This window comes from Tabrizicola sp. (assembly GCF_030373185.1).
In the GTDB taxonomy this organism is placed as follows: domain Bacteria; phylum Pseudomonadota; class Alphaproteobacteria; order Rhodobacterales; family Rhodobacteraceae; genus Tabrizicola.
The window spans coordinates 183,511-209,426 of the sequence record NZ_JAUCZH010000002.1 but is presented as its reverse complement, the minus strand read 5'-3'; the positions used below and the strand labels follow the sequence as shown (position 1 = coordinate 209,426).

The window sequence follows — 25,916 nt, the reverse complement described above, 5'->3', positions numbered from 1 at the left end:
CGATGCGCGCGCTGTCATGGGCATATCTGGCACTGGCCTACGCTTTTGTGTTCCTGCCGGTGGTGGTGCTGGTGGTGTTCTCGTTTCAGGACGGCCGCCTGCCGGTGCCGCCGCTGCGGGGCTTCACCCTTGACTGGTATGCCAAGGTTCTGGCCGACCGCAAGCTGATGGCGGCCTTGGTGAATTCCTTGCTGGTGGCCGCCCTTTCATCAGCCGTCGCACTGGTGCTTGGGTTTCTGGCCGCCCATGCGCTTGCCCGCGTCCGCTTGCCGGGGTCGGCGCTCTTGCGCGGGGTGCTGATCGCGCCGATGACGGTCAGCTACCTGATCATCGCGCTGGGTCTGCTAAGCCTGTTCAACCAGATTGGCATCCGCCCGTCGCTTCTGGCCGCCGGGATCGGGCATGTCGTCATCAACCTGCCTTTGTGCTTTGCGATTACCTATGCCGCGATGGGCGACCACCAGAAGAACGCCGAGCGCGCCGCCCGTGATCTTGGCGCGCCGGAATGGAAGGTGCTGGCTCTGGTGTCCGCGCCAATGCTGGCGGCCCCCCTTGCCGCCGCCTTCTTCCTGTCGGTGACCTTCAGCTGGGATGAATTCATCATCGCCTTCCTCTTGACCCGGTTCGACGTGACCCTGCCGGTCGAAATCTGGTCGATGCTGCGATCGGGCCTGTCGCCCGCCACCAATGCCGTCGGGTCACTGGTGTTCCTTGTGTCGGTGACGCTGGTGATCTTGCTTGAAATCCTTGTCTTCCGGAGGTCGAAATGACCGCGTCCGTTTCCATCCAGTCGGTCTTTCAGCGCTATGGTACTGCGGTGGCGCTGGATGCCGTCAGCCTTGAAATTGCCGCGGGGGAGTTTGTGGTGCTGCTGGGGCCATCAGGCTGCGGCAAGACCACCTTGCTCAACATCATCGGCGGCTTTGCCGAGCCGACCTCGGGCCAAGTGCTGATCGGCGGGCGCGATATGGCGGGGGTCGCGCCGAAAGATCGGCCCACGACGACCGTGTTTCAGGACTATGCCCTGTTTCCGCACATGAGCCTGCGTGACAACGTGGGCTTCGGCTTGCGGATGCGGGGCGTTTCCCGGGGGGATCGGGCCGCGAAGGCCGATGCGATGCTGGCGCTTGTGGGGCTTGAAGGGCGTGGCGACCGTCGCCCGCATGAACTTTCCGGCGGGCAGCGGCAGCGGGTGGCCTTGGCCCGCGCGCTGGCGGTGGAACCGGATGTGCTCCTCCTCGATGAACCCTTGGGTGCGCTCGACCTGAAGCTGCGGCGTCAGATGCAGGATGAGTTGAAGGCGATTCAGCGCCGGGTGGGGACAACCTTTGTTCACGTCACCCATGATCAGGAAGAGGCGATGGCAATCGCTGACCGGATCGTGGTGATGAACGGCGGGCGGGTGGAAGATTTCGGCCCGCCACGGCAGGTCTACTTGCAGCCCAAGTCCCTCTTTGCCGCCAATTTCATGGGCGAGGTCAACCTTGTCCCCGTGGTCGGGGGGCGCGCGCCTTTTGGCCCGGTTCCGGTGGATGATGGCACGCTGTGCCTGCGCCCCGAGGCGATCAGCGCCACAGGGTCGCTTCATATAGGCCTGTGCAGGGTCGAGGATGTGGCCTTCTTCGGCACCCATGTCCGGGCGCATGTAACCCCACTGACCGCGCCGGACTTGCGGCTGGTGGTGCATCTGCCGCAATCTCTGGCGGTCGAGGTCGGCATGGTGCTGGACCTTGGCGCGGAAAGTCATGTGGTGCTGAACGGATGAACAGGGCAAGACCGGAAGACTGGTGGCGGGTGCGCGGGATGGGCGACGGCGTCACCCATATCGACGAACCCCATATCCGCGAGTTTTATCGCTGCAATGTCTGGCATGTGCGGGGGCGGGATACCGACATGCTGGTCGACAGCGGCATGGGCGTCGTCTCCTTGCGTGACCGGGTGCCGCTGGTGACCGAACGGCCCTTGCAGGCAGTGGTAAGCCACACCCATTTTGACCATATCGGCCTGCACCACGAGTTTCCCTGCCGCCTCTGCCACGGGGCCGAGGCGCATCTGCTGCGCGCGCCGACCCGCGAAAACACCTTCGCCGACAAATATGTGACCGATGACATCTTCACCACGCTGCCGCCCGAACCCTTCAGCTGTGAGACCTACGCCGTCAAAGCTGCCCCGGCGACGCGGCTTTTGTGGGACGGTGATATCGTGGACCTTGGTGACCGACGGTTTGAGGTGATCCACACACCGGGACATTCGCCGGGCGGGATCGCCTTGTGGGAATCGGCAACCGGCATCCTCTTTTCCGGCGACATCGTCTATGACGGTGAACTGATCGAGGGGACCAGCGACCTTGAACAGGCGCAATATGTCGTGTCGATGGAACGGTTGCTGCGTTTGCCGGTGCGGGTGGTGCATGGTGGGCATTTCCCAAGCTATTCGGGCGAACGACACCGCAAGATGATTGCTGACTGGCTGAAAGGAAAAGGCAGATGACCAGCTTCAACCAACCGCTTGGCGGCAATGACATGCCCCGGTTTGGCGGCCCGGCCACGATGATGCGCCTGCCAGTCGCCTCTGGCGCAAAGGGTCTGGATGCGGCCTTCATTGGCATTCCGATGGACCATGGCACGTCCAATCGCCCCGGCACCCGGCTTGGACCCCGGCAGATCCGCGACGAATCCCGGATGCTGCGTCCCTATAACATGGCCACCGGCGCGGCACCGTTCGAACACCTGCAAGTGGCCGATATCGGAGATGTGCCGATCAACACCTTCGATCTGAAAAAGACCGTCGACATCATCACCGCGCATTATCATGAGGTGCTGGGCCACGGGACCATCCCCCTGACCCTTGGCGGTGACCATACCCTCACCTGGCCGATCCTGCGGGCGATCAAGGAACGGCATGGGCCGGTTGCGCTGATCCACATCGACGCGCATGCCGACATCAACGACACGATGTTCGGTGAAACCGTCGCCCACGGCTGCCCGTTCCGCCGCGCGTGGGAGGATGGCTGCCTGATCAACGACAAGGTCTTCCAGATCGGGTTGCGCGGCACCGGCTATTCGCCCGAGGATTTCGACTGGGCGCGCGACAAGGGCTGGACGGTGGTGCAGGCCGAAGAATGCTGGAACAAGTCCCTGACCGGGCTGATGGCGCAGGTCCGCGACCGGATTGGCGATGCGAAGGTCTACATCAGCTATGACATCGACAGCCTTGACCCCGCCTTTGCCCCCGGAACCGGGACGGTCGAACCTGGCGGCCTGACGATCTGGCAGGCGCTGGAGATCATCCGGGGTTGTGCCGGGCTCAACATCATCGGTGGCGATCTGGTCGAGGTGTCGCCGCCCTATGACCCTACCGGGAACACCGCGCTGATCGGGGCGAATATCCTTTACGAGATGCTGTGCGTCCTGCCCGGAGTGCCGCAGAAACCGTCTCGCTTCTCGGGGCTTGCGTTCTAAGGCGGATCAGTCCGCAACGGTGCAGCGCTTGACCCCGCCGGCACCTTTTTCGCAATCCGCCACACGGGCCTTGGCGGCTGCGGCGTCTTTGACGGGTTGTCCGCCAGCCGCGGCCCTCGCTTCAGCCGCGGCTCTGTCTTCCGCACGGCGTGCGGCCCTTTCGGCAGCACGGTCGGCGCGGTCGGCCTGATAGGCGTCATACTCGGCCTTTCCCAGCGCCGAGGCCAGCACGACCACAGGCACTTCACCAAGCCCGTCCTGCCGGTGAACGACCGAGGCGTTCATCGCCTTCACATGCAGGGTCTGGAAAAAGGCCACAAGATCACGATCCTTCATCCGTTTCGGGGCCAGGAGGGACAGGTGAATCTGTCCCCCCACATCTGCCATGAACAGCCGCCCGCGCATCCCGTCGGGCAAGATATCCTCGGTAACGTCCAGCCCGCGCACAGTCATGGAGTTCACCCCCCGAAAGGCCGGCGACCGGGTTTGCAGTTCAAGCCGCTGCTCGATGGAGTCGCGCTCGGAAAAAATGGCATCAGGATAGCGTTCAGCCTTCACCACCACCCGCTGATCACCCTTTTCATAAGTCAGGATAACCACTTCCGCCCCATAGGCAGCTTTCGGGCTGCCAAGGGAGGTAACAAGCTTCCGCGCTTCTGGCGTGCCTTCACGACGGTTCCTTGGCTGGAACCCTTCCACATCCTCGCCCTTTGCGGGTCGCACCGTCCACCCCTCGGGCGCCCTTGGCAGCATGTCTGCAAGCGCGCGGGGAAGTCCTGCCGTCCCCGAAGATGTGCTCATGCTGGCTATCCGGTCGGACAGGCTATCCAGGTAATCCTGAATGGTCAGCGTATCACCCCCGCCGGCAAGCGTCCTTTGCCGCGACATGCTGTAGTCCACCGTCAGAAACCCGCTAAGGCCGATAGCGGTCATTGCCAGAAATCCGATCAGTCGCAGCATTGACACTCTCCGTTAAGATGTGTGCAGCAATGGATACGGAAAGATTGGGGCAACCTTCGGGCGACGTGGCGGAAAATTTTCGCTGCGGCCGAGGGGGTCGATCCCGTTTCCATTCCTGCTTTCAAGCCCGCGCACGCAGGGTGCTGAGCGCGAACAGAACCGCAGCAACGACGATGATCGATGGCCCGGTCGGTGTGTCCTGCCACAAGGAAAGCCCCAGCCCGCCAAGGCCGGATGCAGCGCCGATGGCGACGGCGGCAATCGCCATTGCCTCGGGCGTCCTGGCAATGCCCCGGGCGGTGGCAGCCGGGATGATCAGCATCGCGGCAATCAACAGCGCCCCCACCACCTTCAGCGCCACCGCCACTACGACCGCAAGTGCTATGACCAGAACAAGCCGCTCCCGGTCCGGGCGCAGGCCGGCGGCATGGGCCAGATCCTCGCTGACGGTGGCGGTCAGCAACGCTTGCCAGCGCCAGACCAAAAGCGCCACCACCGCCAGCGCACCCAGCCAGACCAACACAAGATCGGCTCGGCTGACAGCCAGAATGTCGCCAAACAGGTAGGCCGACAGGTCCGTCCGCACGGTGGGAAAAAAGCTGACCGCCACCAGCCCGAAGGCCAGCGCGGAATGGGCGAGGACGCCAAGCGTCGTATCCATCGCCCAGCCCCGCGCCGACAGCCCCGCGACTGTCACCGCCATGGCCAGCGCCACGACCAGTGTACCAAGCCCGATCGGCAGATCGGTCGCCAGTGCCAATGCCACGCCCAGCACGGCGGCATGGGCCGTGGCATCCCCGAAATAGGCCATTCGTCGCCAGACTACGAAAGCCCCAAGCGGCCCGGTTGCGAGGCTGAGCCCAACCGCCGCCAGACCGGCGCGCACAAGGAAATCATCAAGCATGGTCATGCTCGTGGTAATGGTGATGATGATGGGCATGGCCATCATCGGCCCGGTGTTCGTGGTCATGTTCGTGCCGGTAAAGCGCCAGCGCACCTTGGGTGCCGAGGCCGAACAGCGCGCGGTATTCCGGCGCGGTCGACACCACCCGCGGTGTGCCTTCGCAGCAGATGTGGCCGTTCAGGCAGATCACCCGGTCACTCGCCGCCATAACCACATGCAGGTCATGGCTGATCATCAGGATCGCAGCCCCGGTATCGCGGCGGACCTCTTCGATCAAGCGGTAGAAGGACGCCTCGCCGGGCTGGTCCAGCCCTTGCGTGGGTTCATCCAGCATCAGCACCTGGGGGTTGCCCAGAAGCGCGCGCGCCAGAAGCACCCGCTGCAACTGCCCGCCGGAAAGCGCGGTCATCTGTTCCGCGCCATGCCCGGCCATCCCGACCCGCGCCAGGGCTTCGGCGGCGGCGGCGTCGGATACGCGGACTGGCAGCGACAGGAACCGCCGCACCGTGATCGGCATTGTCCGGTCAATCATCAGCCGCTGCGGGACATAGCCGATCCGCAAGCCCGCCTGCCGCAGGATTCGTCCCTCGGCCACCGGCAGGATTCCCAAGAGCGCACGCAGCAACGTGGATTTTCCAGACCCGTTCGGGCCAAGGATGGTGACGATCTCGCCGGGGGCGATTTGCAGGCTGACGTCATGCAGAACTTCGTTGCCGTCGAAACGGACGCAGATATGGTCAGCGGCGATCAGGCTCATGATGTTGACTCGCGGCAGGCGGGGCAAAGGCCAAGCGCCTCGATGGTGGAACGTTCTATGGTAAAGCCGACCCGCGCTGCGGCGGCGTCAAGGGCGGCGCGCGCCGGGCCAGCCTCGGCCTCGGCCACGGCGGCACAGTTGCGGCAGATCAGAAAGGCCGGGGCGTGCTGTTCGCCGGGATGGATGCAGGCGGTAAAGGCATTCAGCCGCTGGATGCGGTGGGCAAGGCCCTGTTCCACCAGAAACTCCAGCGCGCGATAGGCGACGGGGGGCTGGTTGCCAAAGCCTTCCGCCGCAAGCCGTCCAAGCACGTCATAGGCACCAAGCGCCCTGTGTTCTTCGAGCAATATCTCCAGCACCCGGCGGCGGACGGGCGTCAGCCGAACGCCTGCGGCGCTGGTCACGGCTTCGGCCCGCGCCAGCGCATCGGCTGCGCAGTGGGCGTGGTCATGCGCGGAAAAAGCCAGTTCTGGCGCCGCGCAACCGGGGCAGTCAGAGCGTTCGTGCTGATGGGTCATCTTGTGGCTTGACCTGTTATGATATTACATTCATATAGCGACCCGATCCAGGAAAGGGAATTCCAATGCGTTATATCATAACTCTGGTCATTGCCAGCACCCCGGCCTTTGCCGAGGTGCCGAAAGTGGTGACGGACATTCCCCCGGTGCATGCGCTGGTGGCCGAGGTGATGGGCGATCTTGGACAGCCGGAACTGTTGCTTGACAAGGGTTCGGACGGGCATGACTTCCAGTTGCGCCCCAGTCAGGCGGGCGCGGTGGCCGGGTCTGACCTTGTGGTCTGGATTGGTCCGGAACTGACCCCATGGTTGGACAGCGCCATGAAGAACCGCCCGGCGGGAGCGGCTTCGCTTGGGCTTCTGGATGCCAAGGGGACCGCGCTGCGCAGCTATGGCGAGGACAGCGGCGAACACGGCCACGACGATGAAACGGAAAGCCATGGCGAGGCTGGCCATGACGACCATGCTCATGAAGATGCGGGCCACGACGATGCAGGTCACGACGATGCAGGTCACGACGACCATGGACATGACGGTTTGGACCCCCATGCTTGGCTTGACCCCGGGAATGGTCAGCATTGGCTGGGCCTGATCGCGGCGGAACTGTCCGGGCTCGACCCCGACAACTCTGCCACCTATGCCGCCAATGCCATCGCTGCGGCCGAGCGGCTTGACGCTCTGGACAGCGATATCTCGGCCATGCTGGAGCCGGTCAAGGGCAAACCTCTTGTCACCTTCCACGATGCCTACGGCTATTTCGGCGCGCATTACGGCCTGAACTTTGCCGGCAGCATCGCGCTGGGCGATGCGGCCTCACCCGGGGCGGCACGCCTGAAGGAGTTGCGCGCAAAGCTGGAGGCGGGCGAGGTGCTCTGCATTTTCCCTGAAACCCAGCACGACCCGGCGCTCGTGACCCAGATGGCCGAAGGCACCGGCGCACGGATTGGCGGCGCGCTTGACCCGGTTGGTTCCTCGCTTGAGGCGGGGCCGGGGGCCTATGCGGCCTTGCTGCAAGGCATGGCCACGACCATCGCGGATTGCGTCAAGGGTTAAGGGCTGGGTCCGCTATTCCGCAGCCACCGACCGGGATCGTTCCGGAAGGTCCACGGTCTTGCGCCCGATCAGCTTGTCAATCTGCCGGGCCATGCGTGACAGATGCCGCGCGCGGCTTGCGGGTGTCGAACTGTCCATCAGGTAATGCGCCGCAAAGGCCGTGCGCTTGCCCGGCTGGCATAGAAACCCGACCCCGCGCGTTAGCGTGCGCTTGCCCGGCGCCCCGACAACCTGCGTCACCAGCCAGCTTGCGCCACAGGTGGTAAAGATCCCCAACCGCGAGATATGGCGCAGGCCGGGGCGGATGGTCTTGTGCTGCGCGTCTGGCATGTGAAAGGCCACATCCGGCAACAGGACCCGGTCAAGCCAGCCCTTGAGCATGGCTGGCAGGCCATACCACCAGGTCGGATAGACGAAGATCAGCGTGTCGCACCAGCGGACATCCTCGACGTCCTGCGCGACGCAGGTGGTGTTCTTCGGGCAGTCAAGGTAGCCCTGCCATTCCGGCCCGGTCAGGACGGGTTGGAACCCCCTGCCGTAAAGGTCGTTCACCCTGACCTCGGCGCCGGCGGCCTGAAGTTTCGAGACGACAAGATCACGCACCGCCGCATTGAAACTGTCGGGGCGGGGGTGGCAGTAGACGACAAGGGCGCGCATGGGAACGACCGAGGGTCTGGCGTTGCCGGGACGCAGGATAGCGGCCCGAAGACACGGGGCCGCCGTGTCGCGATCAGGCTAACACAGGGGGCAAAGATGGCTCAACCGCAACCTTCCGTCGCGGACCTGTGCGGTGGGCTCAGGGCCGGAAATCCGCCAGACCGTCGGTCAGAAACCTGTCGGCCAAGGCCAGAGTGCCTGAAGTATAGGCAGGCCCGCCCAGTGCCTCGGCGGTGTCACTGTCGGCGCGGGTGGCAAGCCACGCGGTCAGCAGCACCCGGCGCAGGAAGATCAGCGCGGGGATCATCGCGCGGTCTTCGGCACGCAACGGGGCGACGCGGCTGTAGCCTTCGCACCAGCAGGCGATCAGATCGGGCAGGCGCGGATCGGTCTCGATGAACGACAGCGCGGCGGCAAGGTCATAGGCCCACCAGCCAAAGCCGCAATCGTCAAAGTCGATGGCGGTCAGGGTGTCACCGCTGACCATCAGGTTCGCAAGCCTGAGATCGGCGTGGATCAGGCCAAAGGCCTCGGGGCCGGTGCCATAGGCGGTCAGCTTCGCCGCAAGCGCCCCGGTCGCGCGGGCCAGAAGCGTCCCGCCCGCTTCATCAAGCCCCCGCGCCTGTAGCCAATGGCCCCAATGCGGGTCCGGCCCAAGGATCGTGTCCACATCCCAGCGCTTGCGGGTGAACCCCGGGGGCAGGGTCCAGCCGCGCGCTTGCAGATGGAGGCGGGCGGTGATTTCGCCCAAGGGACCGAACCAGCGGGAAAGGTCATCGCCCGGCTGCAATTCCTGCCCGGCGATTGGGGCAAAGCCGACGATGAAGCGGCCGTCAATCTCGGTCACCGGGCCGGTCTTGCCTGCCACTGGCCGAACCACGCGCAAGCCCGGCAGGTCTTGCAACGCAGTCAGCCAGACCAGTTCCGATGCGATCTCGGCCTTGGTGTGATAGCCGTGCCGGTGCAGCCGCAGGATCAGGTCACCCGCGCGCCAGGTCTCGTTTTCGGACCGGTTCAGCAGGGTCAGCGGCGTGTCGGGCGGCAGCCCGTAAGATGGCAGAGCGCGGGCGATCAGGTCAGACATCGATGCCGCGACGCAGCAGATAGATATCCATGATCCAGCCATGTTCAGCCCGCAACCTTGCGCGGGTGGCAAGGATTTCGTCCGATACCTGCGACAACGGCCCGTGGATCAGTGTTTCCTCGGGCATGCCGACATAAGCGCCCCACCAGATCGTCACGCCTTGCGGGTCGATGCTGGTGAACGCCCCGCCCTTGTCCAGCATCACCGCCAGCGTCACCGCCCCCTCGGGCCAGCCGTGATCTCGTAGCTGGCGGCCTGTGGTGATGGTGACGGGCGCGGCAAGGGTGTTCAGCGGAATTGCATGCGCCGCCGTCAGCACCTGAAGCGAGGTGATGCCGGGGATCACCTTGACCGAAATGTCCGGCAGGCGGGCGGCGATGCGCAGGGTGCTGTCGTAAAGCGAGGGATCCCCCCAGACCATCAGCGCGACGCTGCCACCCTGCGGCAGATGCGCGGCGATGGCGTCGCGCCAGACCCGGGCGATGGCATCGTGCCAATCATTCACCGCGCCAAGGTAATCGGTCTGGTCTGCCCGCTTCGGCACATCATATTCCGCGACCGGAACCGGGGCAGACAGGGCCTGCGACAGGATCAGGCGGCGGATATCGGCAAGATCGGATTTGTCATCGCCCTTGCGGGGCAGGAGAATCAGGTCAGCCAGATTCAGCGCCTTTGCGGCTTGCGCGGTCAGGTGGTCCGGGTTGCCGGTGCCGATACCGATAAGGGAAAGGGTGATCATCTGGGTCTTTTGCAGGCAGGCGCGGCCCTTGGCAAGGCCGCGCCGCTTTGGTTCAGGCCGCGTAAAGCCGTGGGGTGACGAAGGGCGAGCCCTGACCCTTCAGCGCCTTGGCAAGACCAAGCACCGCCAGATCGGCAATCGGCTCGATCAGCACGACAACCATGTAGGCCGCACCGAAGGTGGCAATGGCCGCCAGCGATTCTGCGCTGAAACCGGCACCATAGACCGCCCAGAAGGCAACCCAGGTGACGACCCCGCCCTGATAGACCGCCGACAGCGCCAGAACCTGCCGGTATTCAAGATCCACATAGGCCGTGCCGGGCGCGATGACGCGCTTGGCAACCGCATGCAGCGCAAAAAGCGGCACCAGAAGAGTGGTCAGGTTCATTCCGTATTGCGGCAGATCGAAGGGCGAGAAGAACAGCCCCTGGATCAGCAGCCCCGCCGCCAGCCCGATGGCCGCAGGCCCGGCCCCAAGGATCAGGAACAGGGTAGAGCCAAGGATGAAATGCACCTCGCTGACGCCCACGGCAAAGTGCGGCAGCAGCTCGAAGAAGATGAAGACGCCCACGGTGGCAATCACCGCCCGCGCGGCAACCGAGGCAAGCCCGCTTTGCCGGGTGGCCTTGGTAATGTGGTAAAGTGCCGTGCCGCCAGCGGCAGCAGCGGTTGCGTAGCTTAGCACGATCTTGGCCCCGTCAACGAGGCCTGGTTCGATATGCATGGTCCCTCCATTCCGTCACACCCGACGGTGGTTTTTCACGATCATGCAAGGCCGGTCTCCTGGCTGGCGGATCGCGGCGGGTCTTCGCCTTCCCATCCTTGCGGACAGTGGCTGGTTGAAGACCCGCTCACCGCTGACAGTCGCGGGGGCGGCTGATGACACAGGCTCCTGACTCAGGTAAGCCCGCTCCTCATTCCCGTTTCAGTCCCGGCGCTTTGCGCATGATGGGACACCTTGCCCCGCCTGTTTGCGCCTCGGTCGCGGTCCGGTCAAGGTGGCAAGCGACCGGGCAGGGCCAATCTGCGACGTCAGTCTGTGGGGCTGTCCGCCAACGCGCCATAGATGATCAGGCCGGGCAGGGCGCTGCGATCTTCGGCAAGCGTTTGCGCCAGTGCCGCGATGGTAGACCGGTGCAAGCGCTGATCGGGGGTCGAGACGCTTTCGGCCAGAAGCGCCGGGGTGTCAGGTGACAGGCCCTGCGCGACAAGGGCCGCCGCAAGGGCAGGAAAGGTGCGCTTGCCCATGAAGACCACGGTTGTCGCACCGGGGTCGGCCAGGGCGGGCAGGTTCAGCCCCGGCGGCAGGTTGCCCGAGGTATCTGCGGCGGTGACGAACTGCACCCTTTGGGCATGGGTCCGCCGGGTCAGCGGGATGCCCGCAGCCGCGGCAGCCGCCGAAGCCGAGGTGACGCCGGGAATGATTTCACACGCGATACCAGCGGCTTGCAGCGCGGTCAGTTCCTCTTCCAGCCGCCCGAAGATGCCGGAATCGCCGGACTTCAACCGCACCACATGCGCGCCGGTCAGGGCATAATCCACCAGAAGCCGGCTGACGTGATCCTGCTTTGGTGACGCCCGGCCCGCGCGTTTGCCGACGCCCACAAGGTCAGCGCCGGGCCGGGCAAGCGCAAGGATCGGACCGGAGGACAGATCGTCATAAAGTATGGCATCGGCGGCACCGATCACCTTGGCGGCCTTCACCGTAAGAAGGTCGGGGTCGCCGGGTCCGGCAGAAACGAAAGAGACAAAGCCGGTCATTCTGCGCCTGCGATCAGGTGGAAGTAGGTGCCGGTGGATAGCCCACCGCCGGGCTGCCGTCGAGTGGACCCGGTTTCCGGCACGGCCGCACCGGTCGCGTCGGCAACCTCGGCCAAGGGGGCATCGGGTTGCGACAGGATGGTGGAATAGTGGAACTCATGCCCCGCCAGTTGCGCGCCCGTGGCATGGCCGGGGATGGCATGCAAAAGCCGCGCCATCCGGTAACCCAGATGCATCTTCCGGCTGGCATAGCTGGTGACCAGACCCAGCAGCCCCGCCATGTCATGCCGGGCGCCGTCCTTGTCGATCAGCGCCGCACCCATCGCCATGTAGCCCCCACATTCGCCGTGGACGGGCTTTGTCTCGGCAAAGGCCCGCAGCCCGGCGCGGTATCGGTTGGCCGCCGCCAAAGCCCCGGCATGCAGTTCGGGATAACCACCGGGCAGCCAGCAGACATCGGCGCTGGGGTCGGGGGCCTGATCGGCAAGGGGCGAGAACGGCAGAACCTCGGCCCCCGCCGCGCGCCAGCCGTGCAGAAGGTGGGGGTAGACGAAGCTGAACGCGGCATCCCGGGCAAGGGCAATGCGCTGGCCGGGCGGCGTGATCCTTGCGGCGGGGGTCGGGGTCGCGCTGGTGGCGGCGGCAGCGATCAGGGCGTCAAGGTCCACGCCATCGCGCATCAGTTGCGCGGCTTCGGCGATCAGGGCTTGCAGGGCGGGCTGTTCCTCGGCCTGCACAAGGCCAAGATGGCGTTCCGGCATCGCAATCGCCGCCCGCTTGGGCAGAACGCCAAGGACCATGATCCCCGCCTCGTCCATCCCTTTTCGGACCAACGCCTCATGCCTTGGGCTGGCGATCCGGTTCAGGATCACCCCCGCCACCGTCACGCCGGGCCGGAACCGCGCCAGGCCAAGCGCCACCGCCGCCGCCGTCTGCGCCTGCCCCGAGGCGTCGATCACCAGAACCACCGGCCAGCCCATCCGTGCCGCAAGGTCCGCGCTGGCCCCGTTGCCGCTGGCGCCGGACAGCGCCACCCCGTCGAACAGGCCCATCGAGCCTTCGGCCAGCACCAGGTCCGCCCCTGCGGCCGCCGCCAGCATCCCGTCCAGCATCGCCCCCGGCATCGCCCAGCTGTCAAGGTTGAAACTCTCCCGCCCACTGGCCGCACGGTGAAACGCGGGGTCAATGTAATCCGGCCCGTTCTTGAACGGTTGCACCTTCAGCCCTCTGTCCCGCAAGGCGCCAAGAAGCCCGAGCATGACCGTGGTCTTGCCCGTGCCAGAGGCCGGCGCGGAAACCAGAAGGCCGGGGATCATGACCCGGTCCCCGGAAAGCGCGGATGGGTGCCGACGGGGCGGTACCGGCGGTCATAGTCGCCCGCGTAAAGGCGGCTTTCCTCAAACCCCTCCTGCGCCAGTGCGGGGCCGACAAGGATCAGCGCGGTGCGCTCCACCTCAGCCGGAACGGCACCGGCCAGCGTGGCAAGGGTGGCGCGGATCACGCGCTGATCCGGCCAGCTTGCGCGCCAGACCACGGCCACCGGGCAGTCGGCGCCATAATGCGGCGTGAGATCGGCGACCAGCTTGTCGATCAGATGGATCGACAAATGCAGCGCCAGCGTCGCCCCGGTCGCACCGAAAGCCCCCAGCGTCTCGCGTTGCGGCATCTGCGTCGCCCGCCCCTCGGTCCGAGTCAGCACGACAGACTGCGCAAGGCCCGGCAGCGTCAGTTCCACCCCCAGCGCCGCCGCCGCCGCCGCGAAAGACGGCACCCCGGGCGTCACATCATAAGGGATCCCAAGCGCGCGCAGCCGCCGCAGCTGTTCCCCCATCGCCGACCAGACCGACAGATCGCCGGAATGAAGCCGCGCCACATCCTGCCTAGCTTCATGCGCCGCCACGATCTCCGCCATGATCTCGTCGAGCGACATCGGCGCGGTGTTCACCAGCCGCACCCCTGGCGGGCAATGCGCCAGCACCCCCTCCGGCACCAGCGAACCCGCGTAAAGGCAGACCGGAGAGGCTGCGATCAGATCGCGTCCCCGCAGCGTCAACAGGTCCGCGGCCCCCGGCCCGGCCCCGATGAAATGGACAGTCATGCCCGAACCCTCATGCTTGCTCTTTTCCCAAATACTCCCCACGCGGAGCGCAGGCCCGAGCCGGTTGCGTGGCCCCTTGGCCGCGCAGAGGCGAGACAAAAGGCCTGGCGCCTGCCAAGGCGCTCAATTTGAACGTCGCCGGCCACTTGGTGCCACGCCCTCATCTTGGCGCCTCTGCAATCGCCGCAGTCGCACTGCCGTCCGCCGAAACCGCCCGTGGCCCGCGCAGCTTTGACCCCGGACCAGCGGCGGCAAGGGCGGCGGCTTCGGCAACCGAACCGGTGCCGTAAAGCGCCCTGACGCGGTCTGACCGGGTCAGGGTCGGCTGGCCATGCAGCGCCTCCGCCGGCAGGGCAAGGACGGGCAGGCCCAGCACCTGACCAAGCGGCGCAAGGTCGGGGGCCTTGGTGGCCAGTGTCGCCAGATGGGTCACACCCGCCACGCCCCCCGCCTGTGCCAGCGCGTCCCGCAAGGCGGCAAGGCTGGTTCCGGTCCGAAAGCCAAAGCCCGCGACAATCATCGGGTGACGCTCCATTGCAAAATCGGCAAGGCCGCACGCCAGCCACGTTTGCGGCCAATGGCAACAGGTTCAGACAGTTCGATCTTCAAAAGCGACCCGCCATGACGGGCCGACCAGTCCAGCACCAGCGCCTCGGTCTCGATGGTCACGGCATTCACGACCAGCCGCGCCCCGTCGGGCATCACCTCCCACAGCCGCGCCAGTATCGCCTCGCCTGCCCCGCCGCCGACAAAGACGGCATCGGGCCGGGGCAGGCGGTCAAACCCCTCCGGCGCGCGGGCCTCGTGCAGGTGGTGGCGGTGGGCCAGGCCGAAAACCTCGACATTGCCTCTGGCACGGGCGGCGCGGGTCGGGTCTGCCTCCAGCGCATGCACCTCTGCCCCCCGGGCCAGCAACCACTCGATCCCGATCGACCCGGACCCCGCCCCGATATCCCACAGGATTTCCCCGGCGCGGGGGGCAAGTGCCGACAGCGTCAGAGCGCGGACCGGACGCTTGGTGATCTGCCCGTCATGCTCAAAAAGGCCATCCGGCAGGCCCGAAGCACCCGGCAGGCCGGGATCGGTGGCCTCGATGGCCGCCGAGACCGGGGCGGATACGTCCTGCAAAGAGTCCGTCAGGACAACCGGGCGCAGCCGTTCCCGTGGCCCGCCCAGCCGTTCCAACACGGTCAGCCGGGCATTGGGGTGGCCGTTCGCGGCCAGCCATGCGGCCAGTTCCGCCGCTGCCGCGCCGTCGCGCAGCGTGCAGATCACGCGCACGCCCCGGCCCAGAACCGGGCGCAGCCGGGAAAAGGGTGCTGCGTGCAGGCCAAGGCACAGCACCTCTTCCAGCCGCCAGCCCAGCCGGTTCGCGGCCAGTTGAAAGGTCGAGGGTGCAGGGTGTGACACCCATTCGCCGGGCGACAGATGCGCCATCAGGCTGCCACCCGCCCCGAACCAGAACGGATCACCCGAAGCGAGGACGACGGTCGGCCGTCCCCGCCGCGCCAGCACAGGGGCCACGTCAAACGGCACCGGCCAGGCCACAGCCCGCCCCCCGGCGCCGACAAGCGCCAGATGTCGGGGACCGCCAAAGACAACTTCGCCCTGATCCAGCGCAGCGCGACTTGCAGCCGACAGTGAAGCCGGTCCATCTTCGCCCAAACCGATTATGGTGAGCCAGGGATCATTCATGACACGCATACTTCTGCTGGGCGGCACCACCGAAGCCAATCTCATGGCCCAGGCCATTGCCGCAGCGGGGCTTTCGGGGGTCTACTCCTATGCCGGGCGCACCGAAGCCCCGATGGGCCAGCCTATCCACATGCGGGTGGGCGGCTTTGGCGGGATTTCGAAGCTGCAAGACTACCTTGCCGCCGAAGCCATCACCCATGTGATCGACGCGACCCACCCCTTCGCCGCGCGAATGAGCCGCAATGCGGTTGCCGCTTGTGCTGCCGCTGGCGTTCCACTGATCGCTCTGGAACGCGCGCCATGGCAGGCAAGCGAAGGTGACCGCTGGACCCATCTCGCCGACCTTGGGGCTGCGGTTGCAGCCCTTGCCGGCCCGCCCCGGAGGGTGTTCCTTGCCATTGGCAGACAGCATGTCGATGCTTTCGCAGCCCAGCCACAGCACCATTACCTGTTGCGTCTGGTTGACGCGCCGACCGGCCCCTTGCCCTTGCCGCAGGCGGATGTCGTGGTGGCGCGCGGGCCGTTCACCGTAGCCGCAGACACAGCCCTGATGCAGGACCACGGTATCGAGATTGTCGTGGCCAAGAACGCCGGAGGAAAGGGGGCCGTTGCCAAGATCGCCGCCGCCCGTGCCTTGGGGCTGCCGGTTCTGATGATCGACCGGCCGATAATACCGATGCGCGCCGCAGCGCGCAGCGTGGCGGCTGTGATGGCGTGGCTGGGTCATCCGACGACGCTCCGCGGCGAATAGACCCAGCGCCCGACGCGGCGGGTGGCCGAGTTGCCGACAATCACCACGGTGCGCATGTCGGCCATGTCGGGCGTGGCTTCGCCAAGGGTCACCGTCAGCAACCGTTCCTCGGGGGTGGATACCGCGCGGGCAAAGGTGATCAGGCGGTCAGGCCCGCATTCCTGTCGCAATGTGTCAAGCGCGCGGGCAAAGCCTTCGGGGCGGCTGGCCGAGCGGGGGTTGTAGAAAGCCATCGCCAGATCGGCCTTGGCGGCATGGCGCAGGCGGGTTTCGATCACCGCCCAGGGCTTGAGGTTGTCTGACAGGTTGATGCAGCAGAAATCATGGCCCAAAGGTGCGCCCGCCGCCGCCGCCGCCGCCAGCATCGCGGTGATGCCGGGCAGAACGCGAATGTCCAGGGCCTGCCAATCCGTGCGACCCTCCAGCGCTTCGAACACGGCGCTGGCCATGGCGAACACCCCCGGATCGCCAGAGCTGACCACCACCACCTGACGGCCCGCTGCCGCCATGTCGAGCGCGGCGCGGGCGCGGTCCAGTTCCACCCGGTTGTCCGATGGGTGCAGCGTCAGCCCTGCACGCGGCGCGACACGGGCTACATAAGGGAAATAGCCGACGATATCGGTCGCGGCGGCCAGCGCGGCTGTCACCTCGGGCGTGACCAGACGGTCATCACCGGGGCCAAGGCCTGCGATGACAAGCTTCCCGGTCATTCCGGCACCTCGGGGCGGCGGCCATGGCCATGGACAAGGACGATGGCGAAATACGGGCAGTCGGCGGCATCCACATCGACCAGCCGCGCAACGCGCTGATCGGGCATCGTGCCGCGTTCAACCAGCCATGCGGCGTCAAGCCGTCCGGCCCGTTCCAGCGCCCGGCGCACGCGGGGCAGGTTGCGGCCGGTCTTCATGATCACCAAGGCATCGGCGGCCTGCATGTGCCGAACCAGATCATCTTCCGGCAGCGTCCCCATCAGGACCGTAAGCACATCGTCGCCCCAGGTGATCGGGATATCGGTGGCGTTCCAGCAACCTGTCATCCCGGTGATGCCGGGAATGACCTCGACCGGGGCGCGGCCTTGCAGGCGGGAATGCAGATGCATGAAGCTGCCGTAGAAGAACGGGTCTCCCTCGCACAGGACCAGCACATCGTCGGTTGCGGCCAAAGCGGCCAGACGGTCGGCCCAACCGTCATAAAATGTGGCCAGCGCGCCGTTGTATTCCGGGCTGTCGAAGGGCAATTCGGTCGTGACCGGATATTCCATCGGGTATTCGACGGCATCGGCTGCCAGCATCCCCTCGACGATCCGCCGCGCCTGACCGGGGCGGCCGGCCTTGCGGAAATAGGCCACATGCCGCGCGGCACCGATGGCGCGGGCGGACCGCAGGCTCATCAGATCGGGATCGCCGGGGCCAAGACCCGCACAGATGACTTTGCCGTTCACTTTGCCGTTCTGGGGGGCCATGGTCATTCCTTCCGGCTGGCCAGCGCGTTGACGGCGGCGACGGTGATGGCGGATCCGCCAAGGCGCCCCTTGACGATCACGCTTGGCACGGGGGGTGCCTCTATCAGCGCATCTTTCGACTCGGCCGCTCCCACAAAGCCGACCGGGCAGCCGATGATCGCGGCAGGGCGCGGGCAGTCGGGGTCTTCCAGCATGTTCAACAGATGAAACAGCGCGGTCGGAGCGTTGCCGATTGCCACCACCGCACCTGCCAGATGGGGCCGCCACAGTTCCACCGCAGCGGCAGAGCGGGTGTTGTTCATTTGCGCGGCAAGGGCGGGAACGGCGGGGTCTTGCAAGGTGCAGATGACGGCATTGTCGGCGGGCAGGCGCTTGCGGGTTATGCCTTCGCTGACCATGCGCACATCGCACAGGATCGGCGCGCCCGCCTCGAGCGCCGCCCGCGCGGCAATCGCCATGCTGGGGGAAAATCGGATATGCGGGGCAAGGTCTACCATCCCCGCCGCGTGGATCATGCGGACGGCGACGATTTCCTCTTCCGGGGAGAAGCGGGCAAGATCGGCCTCGGCCCGGATCATGGCGAAGGACTGGACATAGATCGTGGCGCCGTCGGTTTCATAGATGTGGGGCATGAATGGCCTTCAGAAGTTCGGGCAGATCAGACGCGGCAATCCCGCGCCGAACCGGGGTGTCAGAAGCAGCGCCGTCGCGCACGAGGTCATATCCCTTCGCCGTGGCAACCAGCGTCAGATAGCAGGGTGCCGGATGGGCGCAGCCCTTGGTGCAGCCGGAAAGGTGCAGCGCGTGGCCCTTGGGCAGATGCGCGGCAAGGTTGCGGGCCAGCGCCCGTGTGTCACCCAAGGCTTGGGGACAACCGGGCGCCCCGGTGCAGGCGGTGACGCGCAACAGGGGATCGGCTGGGTCGGTGATCAGCCCCGCGACATCTGGCAGCACCGTCGCCCCGGCCAGCATCAGCATCCGCCACGGCGTCGGGCGGATCTCGTGGCCAAGAGCGGCAAGGGCCAGCAGGGTTTCCGCCTGCATCTGGCCAAAACCCAGAGCCACCAGCGCGCCTTCGGGATGCAGGCCCGGCGCGGGCTGTGTCAAGGGTTCGGCTGGCGGGGTGTCACAGCCACCCGGCACCGCGCCCCGTGTGATCAGCGCGGCCATCCGGCCCCGGCCATCCGTCACGCCACCTTTGGCGATGAACCATTCCGCCAGCGCCACCGCGTCCCGGCCCAGATCGGTGATCGGCTGGCCCAAGGGATACCCGTCTGGCCGCAGGATCAACCGTCCATCTGCCGCGCGTTCCACGCGGATGTCGACGGATGCGCCCGACAGCACCGGGCGTGGCCCGATGTCCAGCGCAAAGCCGAACTTGCCGGGCAGTTGCGGCATCCGCGCAAGGGCGGCGGTCAGGTCGGCGGCAAGGGTTTCGGTGGTGGCATCGCGGAACGGTGTGACAATCAGGTTGCGCAGAGATTCCGTCCGGATGTCCGGGTCGATCAGATCATGGGCGCGAAGCGCGTCGATCAGCGGTGCGTGCGAGGCGTCGGCAACCCCCCGCAGTTGCAGGTTGGCGCGGGCAGAGAGGTCGATGATCCCGTTGCCATGCCGGGCTGCGGCCTTGGCGATACCCGTCGCCTGCGCCGGGGTCAGCCGACCGCCGGGCGGGCGGATGCGCACGATCAGCCCGTCACCCGAGGCCATCGGGCGCAGCGCGCCGGGACACCAGCCCTTGATTTCGGGCGCTACCGTCATGCCGCGCGACCTTGTCTGGAGGCCGATTTCAGACTGAGCGCTTCGCGCAAGCCTTTTTCCTCGCCTCGGCGCGCGACGGGCGCGCAACCGGCTTGGGACGTGCCTCCGGCGGGGATATTTTCGGACAGATGAAGGGATGGGCGATGGGTTCTGGTCATGCGGCCCCCTCGATCCGGGCTGCGATGGAGTTCCGGCGCGTCAGCCAGAGGCCAGCATCGCGCAGGCGGCGGAAGAGGTCTTCCATGGCCTGCAAGGCGGCAGGGTTTTCGCGGGCGAGGAAATCACGCACTTCGGCGCGGCCAAGGGTGGCTTCGTGGTAGAGGTCGAATAGATGTGGCGGGACGACCTGCGCCAGATGGGCGAAGGCGGCCATGTGGTCCAGCGTGGCAGCGATTTCGGCACCACCGCGGTAGCCGTGGTTCATCATCCCAGCCGCCCAATCGGGGTTGGCGGCGCGGGCGCGGACGACACGGGCGATTTCTTCGGTCAAGGTGCGGGCGCGGGGAGTGTCCGGCCTGGTGGCATCGAGGTGGTAGAGGGCGGGAGTCTGGCCACCAAGGCGGGCGACTGCGGCGGCAAACCCGGCCTCATGTGCGGCATAGTCAGCCGCGACAAGCACATCGGTTTCCGGCAGATCCTGCGCGTGGACGAAGGCGTCGGCCTTGAGGACGCGCGCCTCCAGTCCCTTGCGGTTCTCGGTCGACTGGCCGTCGGTGCCGATGGCCCAGGCGGAGGCGTTCAGCCATGCTTCGCCTGCCGCCCTGCGCGCCTCATCGGTGAAGGTATCGGCGGCGGTTCCCATGCCAAGCCCGTATTGGCCCGGCTGGGGGCCGAAGACGCGGGCGGCGCGAAGGGTGTAGGGGTTGTCCTCAGCCGCCTCATCGCGCTGCGACAGGGCCTCGGCCCCGGCTTCGAAAAGCTGGGCAAGGCCGGGGAACACGTCGCGGAAGAGGCCCGAGACGCGGAGGGTGACGTCGATCCTTGGGCGGCCAAGGAGCGCGAGGGGGACGATCTCGAAGCCAGAGACGCGGGCGGAGCCTTCGTCCCAGCGTGGGGCAAGGCCCGCGAGGTGGAGGGCCATCGCAAACTCCTCGCCCGCAGTGCGCATGGTGGCGGAACCCCAGAGATCGACCACCAGCCCGCGCGGGTAATCGCCGTGGTCTTGCAGGTGGCGGCGGATCAGTTCCTCTGCCAGCTTCACGCCTTGGGCGTGGGCATTGCGCGACGGAACCGCGCGGGGATCGACGCTGAAAAGGTTGCGTCCGGTGGGCAGCACGTCGCTCCGGCCCCGGTTGGGCGAGCCCGCTGGGCCGGGGGCGACGCGGCGGCCTGCAAGTGCGGCGATCAGGCCATCGCGTTCCCCGGCGCCCTGCCCGAAGACGTGCAGGCCGTGGCCGAACTGGCTTTCCTTGATATCACACACGAAACGGTCAATCCGGGTGACGACCTCGGCCGGGGTGGCATCGGGCGGCAGGCCAAGGTCTGCCGCTACGCCTGACGCCTGCGCTTCGTCGCGGATGGTGGAGATAAGGCGGTTGCGGCGTGCCGGGTCAAGCCCGTCAGCGGTGGAATATTCGTCCAGAAGACGTTCCAGCCCCGCCAGTTCCGGCGGCAAGGCGCTGGCGATCATCGGTGGCGGCAGGTGGCCAAGGGTGACGGCCCCGATCCGGCGCTTGGCTTGTGCCGCTTCGCCGGGGTCGTTGACGATGAAGGGATAGATCACCGGCAGGGGGCCGATCAGCGCCTCGGGCCAGCAGGCCTCGGACAGGGCGACCGATTTACCCGGCAGCCATTCCAGTGTGCCATGTGCGCCCATGTGGACAAGGGCATGCAGGCCCAGTGACCGAAGCCAGAGGTAGAAGGCCACATAGCCATGGCGCGGGGTGCGCGACAGGTCATGGTAGTCGTTGTCGCGGCTTTGAACCTCGCCCCGTTCGGGTTGGAGCGCGATCAGCGCATTGCCGCGACGGGTGGCGGGGAAATGGAACGCACCCTTTGCGACCAATGGGTCGGCGGCAACCGCGCCCCATGCGGCAGCAAGATCGTCGCGCAGGGGTTCGGGCAGGGTGGCAAGGGCGGTCAGATAGTCGGCCACGGGCCACTCGATCACTCCGGTCAGGGCTTCGGGCAACGGCGCGCCGGGGGAGATGGCATAGCCTTCGGCCGTCAGACCGGCCAGCATCTCGTCAACCGAAGCCAGCGCATCGAGGCCCACCGCATGCGCCATCTGATGCGCGCGGCCGGGGTAGGTGGACAGGATCACCGCCAGTTGCCGTTCGGCGGCGGGGGTTTGCGACAGGCGGTGCCACGCCACCACCCGGTCAACCACCGCCGCGATCCGCGCCTGATCGGCCCGGTGCGCAAAGCGGGAAAATTGCAGGTCAGGGTGCCGCTTGCCGGGGGATTTGAAGCTGACAAGGCCTGCGAACAACCGACCGTCCACCTCGGGCAGCACCACATGCATCGCAAGGTCGGCGGGCGAAAGCCCCCGGTCAGACGTGGCCCAGTCCCGCCGCCGCGCGGTGGAGAGAGCCACCTGAAACACCGGGCAATCGCCGCCGTCAAAGGGGGTGGAACCATCCGCGCCTTGCGCCGAAAAGGCAGTGGCGTTGATGATCGCCACGGGGGGGTGGGCGGCCAGATGACCGCGCAGCCAGTCGCCCACACCGGAGGCTTTCAAGCTGGGGGCAAAGGCCCCGCAGGCTGCGAACCCTGCCGCGCGCAGGGCAAGGATCAGCGCATCGACCGGGGCGGTATCACCTGCGGTCAGATAGCTGCGGTAGAAGGTCACCAGCACCGGCCTGTCGCCGTCGGGCGCGGAGATCACGCCCTTGGCGGGGTCGTAAAAGCCCATGTCCGGCACAGTCTTGTCACCGGCAACCAGCCCGGCATAAAGCCCCGCCGCCAGCGCCAGTTGCGCCAAGGCCGCCTGAGCCGCAACCGCACCCCCCTGATCGCACAGCGTCTGCAACCGGCGCAGGGTGGACACAGGCAGGGTCGAGAGTTCGTCCAGCCGCGGATCAGGCCGCCCATCTGCGGGCAGGACGGCAAGCGCAATGCCGTTGCGTCGGGCAAGGTCTTGCAGGACGGCCAGACCGTAGGGCCAGTAAGCCTCGCCGCCAATCAGGCGGACAAGGATGGCCTTGGCGCCTGAAAGCGTCTGCTCGGCATAGGTGTCGACGGATACCGGGTGTTTCAGCGCGATGATATTGGCCAGCCGCACCATTGGGTGACCTGCGCCCGATTTGCACGCACGTTCGTAGCCCGCCGTGAAAGCGCCAAGGTCGCTGTCGGAAAAGGACAGCACCACCAGATCGGCCGGGTCTTGCCCCAGATCGAACGGGGTTTCCGTTTCCTCAAGCCCGTGGCTTTCGCGGAAGACGACGTGCATGTTGGCTCAGGCCCCCAGAACCCTGGCAATCGCCGCCGGGTCGATGTCGTCATGTTCAGCAATGACCACCAGTTGCGACCTGCGCGGACCGGCACCCCATGGCTTGTCGAACTGCATTCGCACCCGCGCGCCCACGGCCTGCACCAAAAGGCGCATCGGCTTGCCCGCCACGGCAACATGGCCTTTGACGCGCAGGATCTTCTGGTCATGCGCCAGCTGCATGATGGCGGCGGCCAGCGCGTCGGGATCGATGACTTCAGGCAGGTCAATGACGACCGAATCGAAGTCTTCATGTTCATGGTCGTCATGGCCGTCGTGGTGCGAGGGACGGGCGGCCAGATCATCTTCAGCCGCAGCGCCAAGCCCAAGGATCACGCGCGGGTCGATCACGCCTTCAGTCATCGCCAGCATCGGGATGGTTCGGCTGAGTTCAGCGGTAATCAGGGCGCGGGCCGATGCGAGACCGGCTTCGCCCGCCAGATCGGCCTTGGACAACAAGATCACGTCGGCGCACAGGATCTGATCCTCGAACACCTCACTCAGCGGGGTTTCGTGGTCAAGGCTGGGGTCGGCGGCGCGCTGGGCCTCGACGGCCTCGACGTTCGGGGCAAAGCGGCCCGCGGCGACGGCCTCGGCATCGGCAAGGGCGATGACGCCATCCACCGTGATCCGGCTGCGGATCGCAGGCCAGTCAAAGGCCTTGAGCAGCGGTTTTGGCAGCGCAAGGCCCGAGGTTTCGATGATGATATGGTCAGGCCGGACCGGCATGGCCATCAAGGCCTCGATCGTGGGAATGAAATCATCTGCGACCGTGCAGCAGATGCAGCCATTGGCCAGTTCCACGATGTTTTCCACCGGGCAGTTGTCATCGGCGCAGGATTTCAGGATATCGCCATCCACGCCCACGGTGCCGAATTCGTTGACCAGAATCGCCAGACGCTTGCCTTGCGGGTTCTGCATGAGGTGGCGGATGAGGGTGGTTTTCCCGGCGCCAAGAAAGCCCGTGATCACCGTTACCGGGATTTTGGTCAGATCGGTCGTTGCGGTGTTCATTCTGCGGCCTCCAGGGGCGGGATACGGGCGATGCTTTGCTTGCGAAAGACGGTCGGGCGGTCGCGCCACGGAACGACACCATCCACGGTCGCGGCATACTTGGCCGCGCCTTCAAGGATTGCGGGGACATCGTCAAGGGTCAGGCGACCATAGACATAAGACCAGCCACCCGGCTTTGACAGCGCCACGGCACAGCCGGTGTTGCAGGCGGACAGGCATTCCACCCCGACGATACGCACGCCTTCTGGCGCGCTGATCGCGGTCAGCGCGGCAAAAAGCTGCGCGCCGGGGCGCAGATCACCGTCGGGCAGCGGCTCTCCGGCCTTGCAGGTGGTACAGACATGCAGCGTGGTGGCCATGGCGTCCTTTCGGGTGGCGAAAGGGGCATGGGCCAGAGAAGGCGGGCATGCCCACCATCTGCCGGTCGCGGAACACCCCGTCCGCCGGTTCAGTCCTTTGCGCTGGCAGGTCTCCCGGCTTGCGGATCCGGGGGCTGGCCCCCACGGCCCCCCGCCTTCCCGGCCTTTGGGGCCAGTGGCATTGGAGACCTCTCCGGTCACGGTCGCGGGGGCGGCTGCGATTGAGGCTTGCCGATCCTTTCGGCTAACCCTGTCGCATTCCCTCTTCGCCTGTCATAAAACAGGAACCAGCGCCTGCCCACCTGAGGCAGAAGGCCCCTTATTGTCAAGGACGCGACCGACCATGACCGACACCGAAACGACAGAAGGCACCCTGCCTGACCCCGATGCCGACCTTGCCCGCCATGCCGCAAAGATGGCCAAGAAGAAGGCCGCGCGCGACAAGATCATGGCGGGAAAGGAAGGCGAGAAGGGGCTGATCATCATCCATACCGGGGCAGGGAAAGGGAAATCCTCGTCCGGTTTCGGAATGATCCTGCGCTGCGTGGCACATGGGATGCCGTCAGCTGTGGTGCAGTTCATCAAGGGGGCATGGGATACCGGCGAGCGCCGGCTCCTGACCACGCATTTCTCGGAGCTGTGCCAGTTTCACGCGATGGGCGAGGGCTTTACCTGGGAAACCCAGGACAAGACCCGTGATATAGCAGCGGCAAGGGCGGGCTGGGAAAAGGCGAAGGAACTGATCCGAAATCCGGAAATCCGGCTGGTCTTGCTGGACGAGATCAACATCGCGCTTCGCTATGACTATCTGGACCTTGCCGAGGTGGTGGAATTTCTGAAAACCGAAAAGCCGGCCCTGACCCATGTGGTCCTGACCGGTCGCAATGCGAAAGATGAATTGATCGAGATCGCCGACATGGTGACCGAGATGACGTTGGTCAAACATCCATTCCGGTCAGGCATCAAGGCGCAGGCGGGGGTGGAATTCTGAAGGCTGATCTGGGAAGCCAGCGGGCTGGAGATGCAGGATTTCAAGGATTTGCAGCAATACTGTACGACCTCATGTTCAGGATAGGGAAACAAGCTTCATGCAAAATGCACGACGAGTGGCAATGGTTCTGGCGGCTTTGGTCCTTGCGGGCTGCACGCCCTTGATCGTGGGCGGTGCGGTGGTGCTGGCTGACGAGGCGGTAGAGCAGAAAAAAGGCGGCGACGGGTTGTTCTGAAGAGCGTTCCGGTTGGCCCTGAAACGAAAGCCGCCCTCGGGGGCATCGAGCCCCGCTCGGACGGCGTTGCCACGGAAGAGCCTTGACCCCGCGCGCGGATCTGCCCGCTGAACCGGGGGTTTTCCACCCCCGGACCCCCGGAGGATATTTTTGCAGAGAGGAAGTCGAAGGCGGTTGGACACCCCGCGACCGGGCTACCCGATGCGCGAGGTGTCTTCCCCTCTGAC

At 66.1% G+C, this 25,916-nt stretch carries 28 protein-coding genes and 2 riboswitches; of the genes, 8 read left to right on the top strand and 20 right to left on the bottom strand.

Annotated features, from left to right (window positions below):
- Positions 1-2: 2 nt before the first annotated feature.
- Genes QUV21_RS05875 through speB form a run of 4 tightly spaced genes read left to right on the top strand, consistent with a single transcriptional unit; the run spans position 3 to position 3,461 of the window.
- Positions 3-770 (top strand): ABC transporter permease, encoded by a 768-nt coding sequence (locus QUV21_RS05875; protein ID WP_300853698.1) that lies wholly within the window; start codon positions 3-5, stop codon positions 768-770.
- Complete coding sequence (locus QUV21_RS17805) at positions 767-1,765, top strand: ABC transporter ATP-binding protein (protein ID WP_366907594.1); 999 nt, start codon at positions 767-769, stop codon at positions 1,763-1,765. The genes QUV21_RS05875 and QUV21_RS17805 overlap by 4 nt, the downstream gene beginning before the upstream one ends.
- Complete coding sequence (locus QUV21_RS05865) at positions 1,762-2,490, top strand: MBL fold metallo-hydrolase (RefSeq protein ID WP_300853697.1); 729 nt, start codon at positions 1,762-1,764, stop codon at positions 2,488-2,490. The genes QUV21_RS17805 and QUV21_RS05865 overlap by 4 nt, the downstream gene beginning before the upstream one ends.
- A complete protein-coding gene (speB, locus tag QUV21_RS05860) occupies positions 2,487-3,461 on the top strand; it encodes an agmatinase (RefSeq protein WP_300853696.1) in 975 nt (324 codons plus the stop codon). Before QUV21_RS05865 ends, speB begins: the two co-directional genes overlap by 4 nt.
- Positions 3,462-3,467: 6 nt before the next feature.
- On the opposite strand, the gene QUV21_RS05855 is transcribed toward speB, so the two are convergent.
- The 4 genes from QUV21_RS05855 to QUV21_RS05840 form a co-directional block, all read right to left on the bottom strand.
- Positions 3,468-4,421 (bottom strand): hypothetical protein, encoded by a 954-nt coding sequence (locus QUV21_RS05855; RefSeq protein ID WP_300853695.1) that lies wholly within the window; start codon positions 4,419-4,421, stop codon positions 3,468-3,470.
- 121 nt (positions 4,422-4,542) lie between these two features.
- Positions 4,543-5,325 carry a metal ABC transporter permease gene (locus QUV21_RS05850; RefSeq protein ID WP_300853853.1) on the bottom strand — a complete coding sequence of 261 codons (783 nt, stop codon included), beginning with the start codon at positions 5,323-5,325 and terminating at the stop codon, positions 4,543-4,545.
- Positions 5,318-6,082, bottom strand: coding sequence for a metal ABC transporter ATP-binding protein (locus tag QUV21_RS05845; protein WP_300853694.1), 765 nt, complete (start codon positions 6,080-6,082; stop codon positions 5,318-5,320). Before QUV21_RS05845 ends, QUV21_RS05850 begins: the two co-directional genes overlap by 8 nt.
- The gene (locus QUV21_RS05840) at positions 6,079-6,600 is read right to left on the bottom strand and encodes a Fur family transcriptional regulator (protein WP_300853693.1); all 522 of its coding nucleotides are present in this window, start codon (positions 6,598-6,600) and stop codon (positions 6,079-6,081) included. Before QUV21_RS05840 ends, QUV21_RS05845 begins: the two co-directional genes overlap by 4 nt.
- A 65-nt stretch (positions 6,601-6,665) precedes the next feature.
- On the opposite strand from QUV21_RS05840, the gene QUV21_RS05835 reads away from it, so the two are divergent.
- Complete coding sequence (locus QUV21_RS05835) at positions 6,666-7,652, top strand: zinc ABC transporter substrate-binding protein (RefSeq protein ID WP_300853692.1); 987 nt, start codon at positions 6,666-6,668, stop codon at positions 7,650-7,652.
- Between the two features lie 12 nt (positions 7,653-7,664).
- Here the strand turns inward: QUV21_RS05835 and QUV21_RS05830 are convergent, their stop codons facing one another.
- The 9 genes from QUV21_RS05830 to cbiE all read right to left on the bottom strand — a co-directional run bounded on the left by QUV21_RS05830 (position 7,665) and on the right by cbiE (position 15,686).
- Entirely contained in the window at positions 7,665-8,309 is a 645-nt protein-coding gene (locus tag QUV21_RS05830) for an NAD(P)H-dependent oxidoreductase (RefSeq protein ID WP_300853691.1), read from the bottom strand.
- A 139-nt stretch (positions 8,310-8,448) separates the two neighbouring features.
- Complete coding sequence (locus QUV21_RS05825) at positions 8,449-9,393, bottom strand: phosphotransferase (RefSeq protein WP_300853690.1); 945 nt, start codon at positions 9,391-9,393, stop codon at positions 8,449-8,451.
- A complete protein-coding gene (cobF, locus tag QUV21_RS05820; protein ID WP_300853689.1) occupies positions 9,386-10,132 on the bottom strand; it encodes a precorrin-6A synthase (deacetylating) in 747 nt (248 codons plus the stop codon). Before cobF ends, QUV21_RS05825 begins: the two co-directional genes overlap by 8 nt.
- Positions 10,133-10,184: 52 nt before the next feature.
- On the bottom strand, positions 10,185-10,856 hold the full coding sequence (locus tag QUV21_RS05815; RefSeq protein ID WP_300853688.1) for an energy-coupling factor ABC transporter permease: 672 nt from the start codon (positions 10,854-10,856) through the stop codon (positions 10,185-10,187).
- A 31-nt stretch (positions 10,857-10,887) separates the two neighbouring features.
- Positions 10,888-11,108, bottom strand: a riboswitch (cobalamin riboswitch).
- 56 nt (positions 11,109-11,164) lie between these two features.
- Entirely contained in the window at positions 11,165-11,893 is a 729-nt protein-coding gene (cobA, locus tag QUV21_RS05810) for a uroporphyrinogen-III C-methyltransferase (RefSeq protein ID WP_300853687.1), read from the bottom strand.
- Positions 11,890-13,209, bottom strand: coding sequence for a cobyrinate a,c-diamide synthase (locus tag QUV21_RS05805; RefSeq protein WP_300853686.1), 1,320 nt, complete (start codon positions 13,207-13,209; stop codon positions 11,890-11,892). Before QUV21_RS05805 ends, cobA begins: the two co-directional genes overlap by 4 nt.
- Entirely contained in the window at positions 13,206-13,991 is a 786-nt protein-coding gene (cobM, locus tag QUV21_RS05800) for a precorrin-4 C(11)-methyltransferase (RefSeq protein ID WP_300853685.1), read from the bottom strand. Before cobM ends, QUV21_RS05805 begins: the two co-directional genes overlap by 4 nt.
- A 160-nt stretch (positions 13,992-14,151) precedes the next feature.
- Positions 14,152-14,511, bottom strand: a complete 360-nt coding sequence (locus QUV21_RS05795) for a cobalamin biosynthesis protein (protein ID WP_300853852.1) — start codon at positions 14,509-14,511, stop codon at positions 14,152-14,154.
- Positions 14,508-15,686: a precorrin-6y C5,15-methyltransferase (decarboxylating) subunit CbiE gene (cbiE, locus tag QUV21_RS05790; RefSeq protein WP_300853684.1), complete on the bottom strand. Its 1,179-nt coding sequence runs from the start codon at positions 15,684-15,686 to the stop codon at positions 14,508-14,510. The genes QUV21_RS05795 and cbiE overlap by 4 nt, the downstream gene beginning before the upstream one ends.
- Between cbiE and QUV21_RS05785 the strand changes: the two genes are divergently transcribed.
- Positions 15,685-16,437: a cobalt-precorrin-6A reductase gene (locus tag QUV21_RS05785; RefSeq protein WP_300853683.1), complete on the top strand. Its 753-nt coding sequence runs from the start codon at positions 15,685-15,687 to the stop codon at positions 16,435-16,437. The genes cbiE and QUV21_RS05785 overlap by 2 nt on opposite strands.
- Here QUV21_RS05785 and cobJ read toward each other — a convergent pair.
- From cobJ to QUV21_RS05750, 7 genes are all read right to left on the bottom strand, one after another.
- Positions 16,410-17,147: a precorrin-3B C(17)-methyltransferase gene (cobJ, locus tag QUV21_RS05780; protein ID WP_300853682.1), complete on the bottom strand. Its 738-nt coding sequence runs from the start codon at positions 17,145-17,147 to the stop codon at positions 16,410-16,412. The genes QUV21_RS05785 and cobJ overlap by 28 nt on opposite strands.
- Positions 17,144-17,899 carry a precorrin-2 C(20)-methyltransferase gene (locus QUV21_RS05775; RefSeq protein ID WP_300853681.1) on the bottom strand — a complete coding sequence of 252 codons (756 nt, stop codon included), beginning with the start codon at positions 17,897-17,899 and terminating at the stop codon, positions 17,144-17,146. The genes cobJ and QUV21_RS05775 overlap by 4 nt, the downstream gene beginning before the upstream one ends.
- A 2-nt stretch (positions 17,900-17,901) precedes the next feature.
- Positions 17,902-18,531 (bottom strand): precorrin-8X methylmutase, encoded by a 630-nt coding sequence (locus QUV21_RS05770; protein ID WP_300853680.1) that lies wholly within the window; start codon positions 18,529-18,531, stop codon positions 17,902-17,904.
- Entirely contained in the window at positions 18,515-19,660 is a 1,146-nt protein-coding gene (gene cobG / locus QUV21_RS05765; RefSeq protein WP_300853679.1) for a precorrin-3B synthase, read from the bottom strand. The genes QUV21_RS05770 and cobG overlap by 17 nt, the downstream gene beginning before the upstream one ends.
- A 154-nt stretch (positions 19,661-19,814) precedes the next feature.
- Positions 19,815-23,051 (bottom strand): cobaltochelatase subunit CobN, encoded by a 3,237-nt coding sequence (gene cobN, locus QUV21_RS05760; RefSeq protein WP_300853678.1) that lies wholly within the window; start codon positions 23,049-23,051, stop codon positions 19,815-19,817.
- 6 nt (positions 23,052-23,057) lie between these two features.
- Positions 23,058-24,104: a cobalamin biosynthesis protein CobW gene (cobW, locus tag QUV21_RS05755; RefSeq protein WP_300853677.1), complete on the bottom strand. Its 1,047-nt coding sequence runs from the start codon at positions 24,102-24,104 to the stop codon at positions 23,058-23,060.
- Positions 24,101-24,463: a DUF1636 domain-containing protein gene (locus tag QUV21_RS05750; RefSeq protein ID WP_300853676.1), complete on the bottom strand. Its 363-nt coding sequence runs from the start codon at positions 24,461-24,463 to the stop codon at positions 24,101-24,103. The genes cobW and QUV21_RS05750 overlap by 4 nt, the downstream gene beginning before the upstream one ends.
- Positions 24,464-24,549: 86 nt before the next feature.
- Positions 24,550-24,770, bottom strand: a riboswitch (cobalamin riboswitch).
- A gap of 36 nt (positions 24,771-24,806) precedes the next feature.
- Between QUV21_RS05750 and cobO the strand changes: the two genes are divergently transcribed.
- Both cobO and QUV21_RS05740 read left to right on the top strand, forming a co-directional pair.
- Positions 24,807-25,454, top strand: coding sequence for a cob(I)yrinic acid a,c-diamide adenosyltransferase (gene cobO / locus QUV21_RS05745; RefSeq protein WP_300853675.1), 648 nt, complete (start codon positions 24,807-24,809; stop codon positions 25,452-25,454).
- Between the two features lie 97 nt (positions 25,455-25,551).
- Positions 25,552-25,689 (top strand): hypothetical protein, encoded by a 138-nt coding sequence (locus QUV21_RS05740; RefSeq protein ID WP_300853674.1) that lies wholly within the window; start codon positions 25,552-25,554, stop codon positions 25,687-25,689.
- Positions 25,690-25,916 lie beyond the last annotated feature (227 nt).

Excerpts from the sequence above, each read along its gene's own strand:
- cobO (WP_300853675.1), top strand. The coding sequence starts at position 24,807 with ATGACCGACACCGAAACGACAGAAGGCACCCTGCCTGACCCCGATGCC.
- QUV21_RS05830 (WP_300853691.1), bottom strand. The coding sequence starts at position 8,309 with ATGCGCGCCCTTGTCGTCTACTGCCACCCCCGCCCCGACAGTTTCAAT.
- cbiE (WP_300853684.1), bottom strand. The coding sequence starts at position 15,686 with ATGAATGATCCCTGGCTCACCATAATCGGTTTGGGCGAAGATGGACCG.
- QUV21_RS05785 (WP_300853683.1), top strand. The coding sequence starts at position 15,685 with ATGACACGCATACTTCTGCTGGGCGGCACCACCGAAGCCAATCTCATG.
- QUV21_RS05850 (WP_300853853.1), bottom strand. The coding sequence starts at position 5,325 with ATGCTTGATGATTTCCTTGTGCGCGCCGGTCTGGCGGCGGTTGGGCTC.
- QUV21_RS05740 (WP_300853674.1), top strand. The coding sequence starts at position 25,552 with ATGCAAAATGCACGACGAGTGGCAATGGTTCTGGCGGCTTTGGTCCTT.
- cobG (WP_300853679.1), bottom strand. The coding sequence starts at position 19,660 with ATGACGGTAGCGCCCGAAATCAAGGGCTGGTGTCCCGGCGCGCTGCGC.
- QUV21_RS05825 (WP_300853690.1), bottom strand. The coding sequence starts at position 9,393 with ATGTCTGACCTGATCGCCCGCGCTCTGCCATCTTACGGGCTGCCGCCC.
- cobA (WP_300853687.1), bottom strand. The coding sequence starts at position 11,893 with ATGACCGGCTTTGTCTCTTTCGTTTCTGCCGGACCCGGCGACCCCGAC.
- cobW (WP_300853677.1), bottom strand. The coding sequence starts at position 24,104 with ATGAACACCGCAACGACCGATCTGACCAAAATCCCGGTAACGGTGATC.
- speB (WP_300853696.1), top strand. The coding sequence starts at position 2,487 with ATGACCAGCTTCAACCAACCGCTTGGCGGCAATGACATGCCCCGGTTT.
- QUV21_RS05775 (WP_300853681.1), bottom strand. The coding sequence starts at position 17,899 with ATGGCCCCCCAGAACGGCAAAGTGAACGGCAAAGTCATCTGTGCGGGT.
- QUV21_RS05840 (WP_300853693.1), bottom strand. The coding sequence starts at position 6,600 with ATGACCCATCAGCACGAACGCTCTGACTGCCCCGGTTGCGCGGCGCCA.
- QUV21_RS05875 (WP_300853698.1), top strand. The coding sequence starts at position 3 with ATGCGCGCGCTGTCATGGGCATATCTGGCACTGGCCTACGCTTTTGTG.
- QUV21_RS05805 (WP_300853686.1), bottom strand. The coding sequence starts at position 13,209 with ATGATCCCCGGCCTTCTGGTTTCCGCGCCGGCCTCTGGCACGGGCAAG.
- cobJ (WP_300853682.1), bottom strand. The coding sequence starts at position 17,147 with ATGACCGGGAAGCTTGTCATCGCAGGCCTTGGCCCCGGTGATGACCGT.
- QUV21_RS05815 (WP_300853688.1), bottom strand. The coding sequence starts at position 10,856 with ATGCATATCGAACCAGGCCTCGTTGACGGGGCCAAGATCGTGCTAAGC.
- QUV21_RS05865 (WP_300853697.1), top strand. The coding sequence starts at position 1,762 with ATGAACAGGGCAAGACCGGAAGACTGGTGGCGGGTGCGCGGGATGGGC.
- QUV21_RS05835 (WP_300853692.1), top strand. The coding sequence starts at position 6,666 with ATGCGTTATATCATAACTCTGGTCATTGCCAGCACCCCGGCCTTTGCC.
- QUV21_RS05750 (WP_300853676.1), bottom strand. The coding sequence starts at position 24,463 with ATGGCCACCACGCTGCATGTCTGTACCACCTGCAAGGCCGGAGAGCCG.
- QUV21_RS05795 (WP_300853852.1), bottom strand. The coding sequence starts at position 14,511 with ATGATTGTCGCGGGCTTTGGCTTTCGGACCGGAACCAGCCTTGCCGCC.
- QUV21_RS05770 (WP_300853680.1), bottom strand. The coding sequence starts at position 18,531 with ATGCCCCACATCTATGAAACCGACGGCGCCACGATCTATGTCCAGTCC.
- QUV21_RS17805 (WP_366907594.1), top strand. The coding sequence starts at position 767 with ATGACCGCGTCCGTTTCCATCCAGTCGGTCTTTCAGCGCTATGGTACT.
- QUV21_RS05845 (WP_300853694.1), bottom strand. The coding sequence starts at position 6,082 with ATGAGCCTGATCGCCGCTGACCATATCTGCGTCCGTTTCGACGGCAAC.
- cobF (WP_300853689.1), bottom strand. The coding sequence starts at position 10,132 with ATGATCACCCTTTCCCTTATCGGTATCGGCACCGGCAACCCGGACCAC.
- cobN (WP_300853678.1), bottom strand. The coding sequence starts at position 23,051 with ATGCACGTCGTCTTCCGCGAAAGCCACGGGCTTGAGGAAACGGAAACC.
- cobM (WP_300853685.1), bottom strand. The coding sequence starts at position 13,991 with ATGACTGTCCATTTCATCGGGGCCGGGCCGGGGGCCGCGGACCTGTTG.
- QUV21_RS05855 (WP_300853695.1), bottom strand. The coding sequence starts at position 4,421 with ATGCTGCGACTGATCGGATTTCTGGCAATGACCGCTATCGGCCTTAGC.